Source organism: Intrasporangium sp., from assembly GCF_030452765.1.
In the GTDB taxonomy this organism is placed as follows: Bacteria; Actinomycetota; Actinomycetes; order Actinomycetales; family Dermatophilaceae; genus Intrasporangium_A.
In genome coordinates this window covers 23,528-32,686 of the sequence record NZ_JAKDLO010000026.1, presented here as the reverse complement: position 1 = coordinate 32,686, position 9,159 = coordinate 23,528, and the positions used below count along the sequence as shown (strand labels likewise).

8 protein-coding genes are annotated in these 9,159 nt (G+C 70.5%); 1 reads left to right on the top strand and 7 read right to left on the bottom strand.

The window, feature by feature from the left end:
* Positions 1–226: 226 nt before the first annotated feature.
* Complete coding sequence (locus L0H79_RS05400; RefSeq protein WP_301483537.1) at positions 227–1,927, bottom strand: metallophosphoesterase; 1,701 nt, start codon at positions 1,925–1,927, stop codon at positions 227–229.
* A 62-nt stretch (positions 1,928–1,989) separates the two neighbouring features.
* On the opposite strand from L0H79_RS05400, the gene L0H79_RS05395 reads away from it, so the two are divergent.
* Positions 1,990–2,268 carry a hypothetical protein gene (locus L0H79_RS05395; protein WP_301483536.1) on the top strand — a complete coding sequence of 93 codons (279 nt, stop codon included), beginning with the start codon at positions 1,990–1,992 and terminating at the stop codon, positions 2,266–2,268.
* Between the two features lie 24 nt (positions 2,269–2,292).
* Here L0H79_RS05395 and L0H79_RS05390 read toward each other — a convergent pair whose 3' ends face one another.
* The 6 genes from L0H79_RS05390 to L0H79_RS05365 all read right to left on the bottom strand — a co-directional run bounded on the left by L0H79_RS05390 (position 2,293) and on the right by L0H79_RS05365 (position 9,143).
* On the bottom strand, positions 2,293–2,907 hold the full coding sequence (locus L0H79_RS05390; RefSeq protein ID WP_301483535.1) for a bacterial proteasome activator family protein: 615 nt from the start codon (positions 2,905–2,907) through the stop codon (positions 2,293–2,295).
* A gap of 124 nt (positions 2,908–3,031) precedes the next feature.
* A complete protein-coding gene (locus L0H79_RS05385) occupies positions 3,032–5,953 on the bottom strand; it encodes an ABC transporter permease (protein ID WP_301483534.1) in 2,922 nt (973 codons plus the stop codon).
* 4 nt (positions 5,954–5,957) lie between these two features.
* Positions 5,958–6,719, bottom strand: a complete 762-nt coding sequence (locus tag L0H79_RS05380; RefSeq protein WP_301483533.1) for an ABC transporter ATP-binding protein — start codon at positions 6,717–6,719, stop codon at positions 5,958–5,960.
* Positions 6,716–7,330 carry a PadR family transcriptional regulator gene (locus L0H79_RS05375; protein WP_301483532.1) on the bottom strand — a complete coding sequence of 205 codons (615 nt, stop codon included), beginning with the start codon at positions 7,328–7,330 and terminating at the stop codon, positions 6,716–6,718. Before L0H79_RS05375 ends, L0H79_RS05380 begins: the two co-directional genes overlap by 4 nt.
* Before the next feature lie 87 nt (positions 7,331–7,417).
* Positions 7,418–8,029 (bottom strand): hypothetical protein, encoded by a 612-nt coding sequence (locus L0H79_RS05370; RefSeq protein WP_301483531.1) that lies wholly within the window; start codon positions 8,027–8,029, stop codon positions 7,418–7,420.
* A gap of 136 nt (positions 8,030–8,165) precedes the next feature.
* The gene (locus L0H79_RS05365) at positions 8,166–9,143 is read right to left on the bottom strand and encodes an NAD(P)H-quinone oxidoreductase (protein ID WP_301483530.1); all 978 of its coding nucleotides are present in this window, start codon (positions 9,141–9,143) and stop codon (positions 8,166–8,168) included.
* Between the last annotated feature and the right edge of the window lie 16 nt (positions 9,144–9,159).

The window sequence follows — 9,159 nt, the reverse complement described above, 5'->3', positions numbered from 1 at the left end:
TGACCTACCCGGCCGACTGGCTCGACAGCGCCCGCCCCCGGGCCAGGTCCGGCGGACACGACCACAACCCCGACCCGGTCACCCGACCCCACGGACCCGAACCAGACCCCGAGGCCAGGACCGAGCCCGACGGCCACGATCACGGCGCGGACCCACCACCCTTCTGAGGGATTCGGTCTGAGGGGAACCCAGCCCAGCGGCGCGGCGCAGCTTGACGCGTAACACTTCACTCGCGCCCCGTGCTGGTCGGCCCGGTCGTGGGGATCGTCGTCGTCGTGGCCGGCGCCTGGGTGCCCGGAGGCTCCGCTCCAGGAGGCACCGGCGTGATATTGCGCGTCGTCGTCGGGTCCGTGTCGCTGCACGAACGAGGCGACTGGTCCGTGCCGGCAGGGGGCTGGCCCGGTTGGCCTTGCTGCCCCTGTCCCGCCTGCTCCTGTGGTTGGACCCGCGGCTCGATCGTCGAGCCGTTGATGACCTGGATCGAGTCGTAGGCTGGGCGCCCCTCGAGCAGGTTGCGGTAGCTGTAGCGCGTCAACCGCGTGAGGTTACAGGCCGTACCGAACGTGGCGATGTCGAAGGCGTAGGGCTGGCCGGTCAGCTCGGCGTCCTCCCCGGTCGTGTAGTGCGCGAAGAGTCCGCCCCCGGTGAAGGTGCCGACCTGGATCCGGTTGCCGAACAGGCCCGCCTTGTGGATGTGGCCGTTGATGAGGATACGGGCGCGCTTGACGTAGGTGACGGCATACGGCTCGTGGGCCACGACGATGTCCGGCTCGGGCTGGTCTGCCATGGTCCGGTTGAACTGGTCGACCGCAGGCGCCTCCTTGGCGACCGGGTCCTTGTTGTCGTCACCGAACCACCGAGGGTCGTTGAACCCGGCGATGCGCAACCCGTGGAAGGTCAGCTCGTGGTAGGTGCCTCTCGGCCCTTGGAGCAGCACGACGTTGGGGATCTGGCTCAGCCGCTCGAGGAGCGCCCGGTCGGTGGGCGAACCCTGGTCGTGGTTGCCCGAGACGAAGATGTACGGCACCCCCAGCGAGGCGATGCTCTTGAACAGGCCGGACGCCTCGGCCTCCTCGACCCGTCCGAAGTTGATGAGGTCGCCCGAGTCGATGACGGCGTCGATCTGTTCCTCTTCGATGATCGAGCGCATGAGGGGGTACTGGTTCGCCCCGTGGATGTCCGAGACGAGCAGGAAGCGGGCGGCCACCGGCTTGGTGAGGTCTCCCGGCACGAACTTCGCCTGCAGCGCCTGCGAGACGGCGAGCAGGTTGCGCACGTATGGCGTCACCTCGTCGGCACGCGCCTCGACACCGGTCAGCATCCCTGCGCTGCGTCTGACCAGCCCGAGTACGCCCGTGGTCGTGAAGGACTGGAACCGTTCGGGCTGGTAGGTCGTGGCCGTGCTCGCCCCGGTGACGACGCAGGCGGCGACGAGGCCGGAAGCCACCAGCCACATGTAGTGTCGCCGAGGCCGGCGCCGCATCGCGTAGTGGATCATGATCGTCAGGGCGAGGGCCACGACCAGGGCTCCCGCGACGAAGCGCAGCCCGAGACCGAGGACCGCCTCGTGAATGGCCGTCGACAGTTCCGCGTCGCTCGGCTCGAGCGCGTCGACGGAGATGTCGGGTCGGGTGAGCAGCCCGGTGATCTCCTCGCGGACGGAGACAGCCACGTCGAGTCCGGGCGCGACGAGCGGGGAGTCGAACTTCAGGTCGACATCGCCGAGAATCGTCGGCGCATGCAAGACCGGACTGGGCCGGGGGACGACGTCGAGGCGCAGCACAGCGCGGTAGTGGTCGGTCTTCACGACGGTCGGTGCGAGGTTCGTGGCTGCCACGCCGCCGAGGTAGCACATGACGAGCACGGCGAGCCAGCGCCCGAGCATCTCCGCCCGGCGCAGCCAGGCCCGTCGGCTCATCACCACCATTGCCCTCACTCTAGGTGCCCAGTCCGGGCCGCTCTGCGGGCGCGTTTGGCACAATCGCCGACATGTGGATCGTCGCCCTCGTCGTCGCGGCCGTGCTGCTGACCTTCTCGACGCGTCAGCTCATCCTGGCGAACCCGAGGTCGCCGCTGCCGTGGATGCGCCGACCAGAGCAGGAACCGGGCAGCACTCTCGTGTTGCGCGTGGCCGGCGCCTTCGCAGGTCTGCTCGCCGCGGTCCTCACCCCGACCTCGCTGCTCGGGTGGTTCTTCCTCGGGATCGTCCTTGCCTTCCTCCCGACTGCCATCCTGCAGGCACGGCACAACTCCCGCGTCGGCCGCTGACCGAGCGTTCGGGGGAGGTCAGGCTCAGAGGTACTGTCCGGTGGAACCACCGGCCTCGGAGCCCGGGTGGCCATGGCCGGGGTGCATCCCGGGATGCATGCCCGGCGGTTGACCGTACGACGAACCGGGCGGCGCAGGGAGGGCCCGCATCTGGGCGAGTTGCTGTTGGGCCGCCATCTGCTGGGCGACGAGCGCGGTCTGGATGCCGTGGAAGAGTCCCTCGAGCCAGCCGACGAGCTGGGCCTGGGCAATGCGAAGCTCGGGGTCGCTCGGCGACTCGTCTGTGAAGGGAAGCGCGATCCGCTCGAGCTCCTCCACGAGCTCCGGGGCGAGACCGTCCTTGAGCTCCTCGATCGACTGGTGATGGATCTCGGCGAGGCGCTTGCGGCCCTTGTCGTCGAGCGGAGCGCTGCGCACCTCGTCGAGCAGCTGCTTGATCATCGACCCGATCCGCATGACCTTGGCCGGCTCCTCGACGAGGTCGGCCGGGTTGGTGCGCTCCCGGTCGCGCGCGTCGTCGCCACCGGCGGGGTCGACGACGCCCATCCCCTCTGGCGTCACGACGACGATGCGGGTTTCCGGCTTGTCGTCCGCGCCGTCTGGGGTTTCCTTGGCCTGCGCGTGCGCGTCGTCATTCATGGGTTCCATCTTTGCGCACCTACCCGGTGCCGGACTGAGGTATGCCGGCCAGCACGCCAGTTCTCTCGAAGGCTCGGCGCCTGCCAGGCCGGACCGCCACGCCGCGTGCGGCAGCGGACCGGGCTCAGGTCGACCTTCGCGTGACCACCGGTGCCCGTCGGATGCTCACCCACGCCAGGGCTCCCGCGACGAGCGGGACGAGCAGGACCGGAAGCAGGATCTGCAGCCATGGGATGTCGATGACGACGCCGGACAGGTCGATGCCGTCCTCCGTGTAGTTCGCGGTGATGATCCGAGAGATCGCGATGCCCGGTGCGATCCCGACGAGGACGCCGAGCACGGCCCCGAGCAGGGCAAGGTAGGTCGCCTGTGCGCCGGCCATGGCCCGCCGGGTTCGGCGCGTGGCCCCCACTGCAGCGAGGGTGCCGAGCAGCGGCGCAGCCTCGGCTTGCCCGAGCGCGGTTGCGATCAGGGTCGCGACCAGGATGACGAGCGCGATGACCGCGATGACGATGGCGATGACGAGCCCGTCGGAGCGTTGAAAGCCCCGCTCGACCGTGACCGTGGCCTCAGGCGAGACGCTCGCGGCAGCGTCGACCAGCCGCTGCTCCTGCGCGGGCGTGATGGCACTGTCGCCGCGGAGCAGGGCCATGTCGGGTGCCGTCTCGACCCCGAGGCTGGCAGCGGTCTCGGTCGTGATCAGGCCCCCGGGTACGCCGAACCAGCCGACGGCCAGGCGCACCCACTGCTCGTGGGACAGCGGGACGATCGGTAGTTCCACCTGGTCAGTGTGCTTCGCGTCCACGTCATAACCGTCGGGCTTCGGTGTGACCTCATAGCGGTAGAAGCCGACCGCTCCGTCCGCGACATCGACGTCGACCGGCCGCTGCAGGTCGATGTCGGTGTTGCCCATCCGGAACGGGTCCTGCACCGGCAGCGTCTTGGTCACCGTCGGGTCGAGCACGGCGAGGCCACCCTTCGCGAGGGCCGCGCGTTGGGCCTCGGTCAGGTCGACGAAGTCCGCCAGCTCGTCGAGGTCGACCACGATGAGGCGAGTCCCGGGCGCTGAACCAGAGAGTGCCAGCGTGGCGCACGGAGGCGGCCGATCACCCGGTGCGGTCGAGGGTGGCCCGTTCGGGTCCTCGGCGATCTCCGGGATCGTCTCGTCCGGGGTGCAACCAGGTCTGACGGCGGCCAGACGGGTACTGGTGTCGTCGGTGCCTTGGGCGTCGCCTCGCACGACGAGGGCGTGCAGTGACGGCTCGGCGCGCTGGACCGCGGTGAGCACCCCCGAGAGGGTCTCACCCGGTCCCCACGCGTTCAGGACCGCCTGCCCTTCCAGCGTCTGGGGCTGGTAGTTCCGTGACGATCGCACGGTGTCTGCCTGCAGTGCGATGCACACGGTGGCAAGCACCGCCGCGCCCGCCATGATCGCCGCGACCGTCGGGGTGGCCCGGCCGCGCAGCCGGCCTGCCTCGCGCGCCGCCATGCGGCCCGCGAGTGGGAGCCGCTGGGACAGGCGTGCCCCGACTGCGAGTACGAGCGGCACCATGAGCAACGCCCCGACGACGAGCAGGAGGACACCGCCGAGGAACACGAAGACGTACACGCCCTGCGAACGGAATGACGCGTAGAGCACGGCGCCCACGCCGATCCCGGCGAGGATCGCCCCGACGACCGGGATGTGGGCCCGCAGCGGCGCCGAGACCGACTGGCCACGCAGGATCGAGACGATATCGAGCTTCCCCAGGCCCCGACTCGGGACCAGCGCCGCGACGACCGAGCTGAGGATGCCCGCCGCGACGACGATGGCCACAGCTGTCCACGGCACCTCGAGTGGGCCGAGGAAGTAGTACGGCTTGAACCGGCCCAGGACCAGGGCGCCGGCCAGCCCCCCGACCACCCCGACGACCGCTCCGGCGAGCGAGGACAGCACCCCGAGCACGAGCGCCTGCGCGAGTACGCTGCGCCGCAGCTGGGCCCGGGTGGCGCCGTTCGAGGCGGCGAGCGCGAGGGTGCGCCGCTGCCGGGCTGCGCTCACCGCGAAGGCCGGACCGGCGAGCAGGCTGGTCAGCAGCAACAGCCCCAGGGCGGCGCTCCCGACCACGAACAGCGTGTCGTCGGACCGTGCGGTGTACTCCGACGGAACGTTCATCGTGTCGGGGTGCTGTGCGACATACCTGCTGTAGGTGCCGACGCCATACGTGTTGAGCCGCTCGATCTCGGGCCAGGTGATCGGGGCGCTGCGTTCGACGAGCCACTGGCCCTCCATGGGGCCCTCGGTCGGGGTCGTGATGACACCTACGGGGCTGATCTGCTGAGCGCCCCATACCTGGAAGCCCTGCCCGGTGCCGACGACGGTGACCTGCTGCGTCTGTCGCTCCTGGTGGTCGCCGACGACGACGTCGATCCCGAGCTCGAAGGTGCCCGAGGCCGGGAGCCCCTCGGCAACCCCGACCGGGGTGACGAGGACCTCGCCGGGGCCGGCCGGCCAGCGGCCGCTGCTCAGGGTGACCCTGGGGGCGAGCGTCGCCGCCGCGCCCCGCGCGGATCCGTCTGCCCCGAGGACCTGGACGTGCAACAGGTGCTTGCCGACCCGCGCGGTTCCGTAGGTCATCGTGAGGTGGTGCAGTCGCCCGCCGACCAGGTCCTCGAGGGCTCTCTCCTGCGTGCCTGGGCCGTAGCCCGGGACCGGCCGCGCCGGTGCGGGCACCTGCCCTTCGGCACCGCTGTCGTAGCTGCTGTACGGGTCGAGGAGCTGCTTGAGTGCCTCGGGGCGCGGCCCGACCAGGTAGCCCTGGCTCTGGCCGACTTGCAGCGGCAGGCGCTCGGCGGAGTTCAAGTCGTTGCTGAACCACAGCGTGCTGCCCGCGACGAGCAGCAGCACCGGCAAGCCCACCATGACCGTGATGAGCACGCTCCGGCCCCGGTGGCGTCGCACGTCCCGTCGCGCCATCCGCAGTGCGACGCGCCACCCGGACCTCCACTTCTCGAAGCGGCTCGCCCCATGTGCGGGCTGCTCCGTGTCCCCCTGTCCCGTCCTCATCGCGTCACCGCGCCTCGGCAAGAAGCGAGTCCGCCGAGTCCGGCCCACCCGTCGAGTCGACGATCCGCCCGTCCCGCAGGAAGATCACCCGGTCGGCCCACGCCGCGTGACGCGCTTCATGCGTCACGAGCAGCCCGGCGGCACCCGCGTCGCAGCGTTGTCGCAGCACCCTGAGCACGCCCTCTCCCGTGTGCGAGTCGAGCGCCCCGGTCGGCTCGTCGGCCAGGACCAGCCGGCGCTCGCCGACGAGGGCCCTCGCGATCGCGACCCGCTGCTGCTGGCCACCGGACATCTGGTCGGGGTAGCGGTCGGCGAGCTCGCGCAGGTCGAGCCGGCCCAGCGCGTCGAGCGCCTGTGAGCGGGCCCGCCGCACCGAGACGCCGTCGAGCTCTAACGGCAGGCCGATGTTCTCGGCTGCGGTCAGACTCGGGATGAGGTTGAGGTCCTGGAAGACGAAGCCGACCGAGCGGCGCCGCAGCGCCGCAAGCCCCTTGGCATCAAGCGAGTCCAGCCGTATGCCGCTCACCTCCACCGCGCCCGACGTGGCCTTGTCGAGCCCGCCGGCGAGGTTGAGCAGGGTCGACTTGCCGGAGCCCGACGGGCCCATGACCGCGACGAGCTCACCCTCGTTGACGGACAGCGAGGCGCCGGCGAGGGCGACCACCTCGGTCTGACCGGACCCGTGCACCCGGGTGACGTCGGTCAGGACGAGGATCGGACCGGTCGTCCGCGTCTCGGTGCCGGTCTGGTGCTGGCTCGTGCTCATGCCCGGGCTCCCTTCCGGCTCGAGATGCGTGGCTGCGCCACGTCCGGGAGGTCAGCAGGGGCTGGGACCGGGCTGAGCGGCATACCGACATGTCGGGCGAGCGTGGACTCCACGTGGTCGAGCCAGCGCACCTCGGCCTCGCCGTTGAACAGGAGGCTCTCGAGGACGAGCTGCCACGCGAGGTCGTGGCCGTTCGGCTCGTCGGGGGCCGAGGCCTTGAGGCGGGTCAGGTCACGCAGGTGCGTCAGGGTCGCGGTGCGCTGGGTCTGGACGACCGCGGCGACGTCGACCCCGGGCGAGGTGACGGCGAGGGCGAGCTTGATGACCAGCTCGTCACGGGGCGTCGAGTCGCGGTCGACGGGGGTGCGCCACCACGCGTCCGCCGCGGTGCGCCCGAGCTCGGTGAGACGGTAGCTGATCCGGCCCTCGACGTCCGGCCCGCCGACGGGCTCGACGAGGCCGTCCCGCTCGAGCCGGGCGAGGGTGGTGTAGACCTGCCCGATGTTGAGCGGCCACGTGCCGCCGGTGCGCGCCTCGAACTCGCTGCGCAACCGGGCGCCGTACATCGGCTCCTCGGCGAGAAGCGCGAGCAGACCCTGCTTGACCGACATGGACGCCTCCCTGGCATACTCGGTATTCCCTCAGGTGAGAGCATATATACCGGGTATGCCAAGGTGACGCAAGGGGTGCTGCGGATGTCAGCGAGCGCCGGCCGTCTCGAACCACGGGTGGTGCAGGTCATGGTAGCTGACCTCGCCCATGACCCCGTCGAGCTGCGACATCTGCTCACGCATCTCGGCCGGCATGTCCATGCCTTCGCCCTCGCGGGCCTCCGACTCCGTGCGGAAGGCCATCGTCTGGGTGAAGAAGCCGTTGTCGTCGATCGCGACGGTGCCACCGATGATGTCGGGTCGTGCGGTGTGCAGCATGTCCATCGGCTGGTTCATGACGTCGCGGAACTTCGCCGGGTCGGTCAGCTGGCCCTGCATGATCTGGACGAACCCGGCGTCGTCGGACCCGCCGCCCATCATCATGACCACATCGTTGCAGTCGTGGAAGGTGACCGGTCCGTCGAAGCACGTCTCGGTCTCGGCCCACCACTGGCCCTGTTCGGGCCTGATGCTGTTGCGCTGGGCCGCCTCCTTCGAGTCGAACCGCACGACGCCGAGGAACTCGCCGTCGTCCGTGACTCCGTACGTGCCGCCGAGGAAGCCCTCGGCCCCGCTCTCGAGCCGGTCGCGCCAGCCGTCCATCTGGCGGTGGAGCATGTCGGGGTCGTGACACATTCCCTGGATGACCTGAATGAACACCTCAACCTCCTGCAGTGTTCAGGGCCCTTCCGGATGAAGAGGCCAACCCACAACGGTATGCCGCCCAGCCTGCTCGTGGCGGTCGTGTGTCCGTCCCGAGACGGTTCCGCGCCCAGCGAGTCAGGTGGTCAGATGGTCAGATGGTCAGCAGGATCTTGCCGATGTGGGTCGAGGCCTCCATCTCTCGGTGCGCGTCGGCTGCCTTCTCGAGCGGGTGCCGTGAGTGGATGACGGGCCGCACGACACCGGACTCGATCAGCGGCCAGACGTGCTCGCGGACGGCCGCGACGATCGTGGCCTTCTCCGCCGCAGGCCGTGCCCGCAGCCCGGTCGCGATGACGGCAGCCCGCTTGGCCAGGAGCATGCCGAGGTCGAGCTCGGCACGGCGACCCCCCATGAGCCCGATGACGACGAGCCGGCCGCCGACTGCCAGGACCTCGAGGTTGCGGGCGAGGTACTTCGCGCCGATGGTGTCGAGGATGACGTCGGCGCCGTGGCCGCCGGTCCCGGTGCGCACCGCCGCGACGAAGTCGTCCTCCTTGTAGTTGACGAGGACCTCGGCGCCGAGCTGGCGGCACACGTCGAGCTTCTCCGGGGTGCCGGCGGTGACGGCGACATGAGCCCCGACGGCCTTGGCCAGCTGGATCGCCATGGTCCCGATGCCCGAGCCCCCGCCGTGGGCGAGGAGCCACTGGCCCGGCTGGATGTTGGCGGTCAGGAAGACGTTCGACCAGACCGTGCAGGCGACCTCGGGCAGTCCGGCCGCGTCCTGCAGGGGCACGCCACGTGGCGCGGGCAGCAGCTGCCCGGCGGGGACGGCGACCTGCTCGGCATAGCCGCCACCGCTGAGCAGGGCACACACCCCGTCGCCGACCTGCCAGCCCTCGACACCCTCGCCGAGCTCGGAGATCCGGCCGCTCACCTCGAGGCCCGGATGGGGCGAGGCGCCGGGGGGTGGGTCGTAGAAGCCCTTGCGTTGCATGATGTCCGCCCGGTTGACGCCGGCGGCCACGACGTCGACGAGCACCTCACCCGGCAGCGGCGCGGGCGCCTCGACGTCGGAGACCACGAGGACGTCTGCCTCACCCGGTTGCGGGATCGTGATGGCGCGCATGCGCCCAAGCCTACGG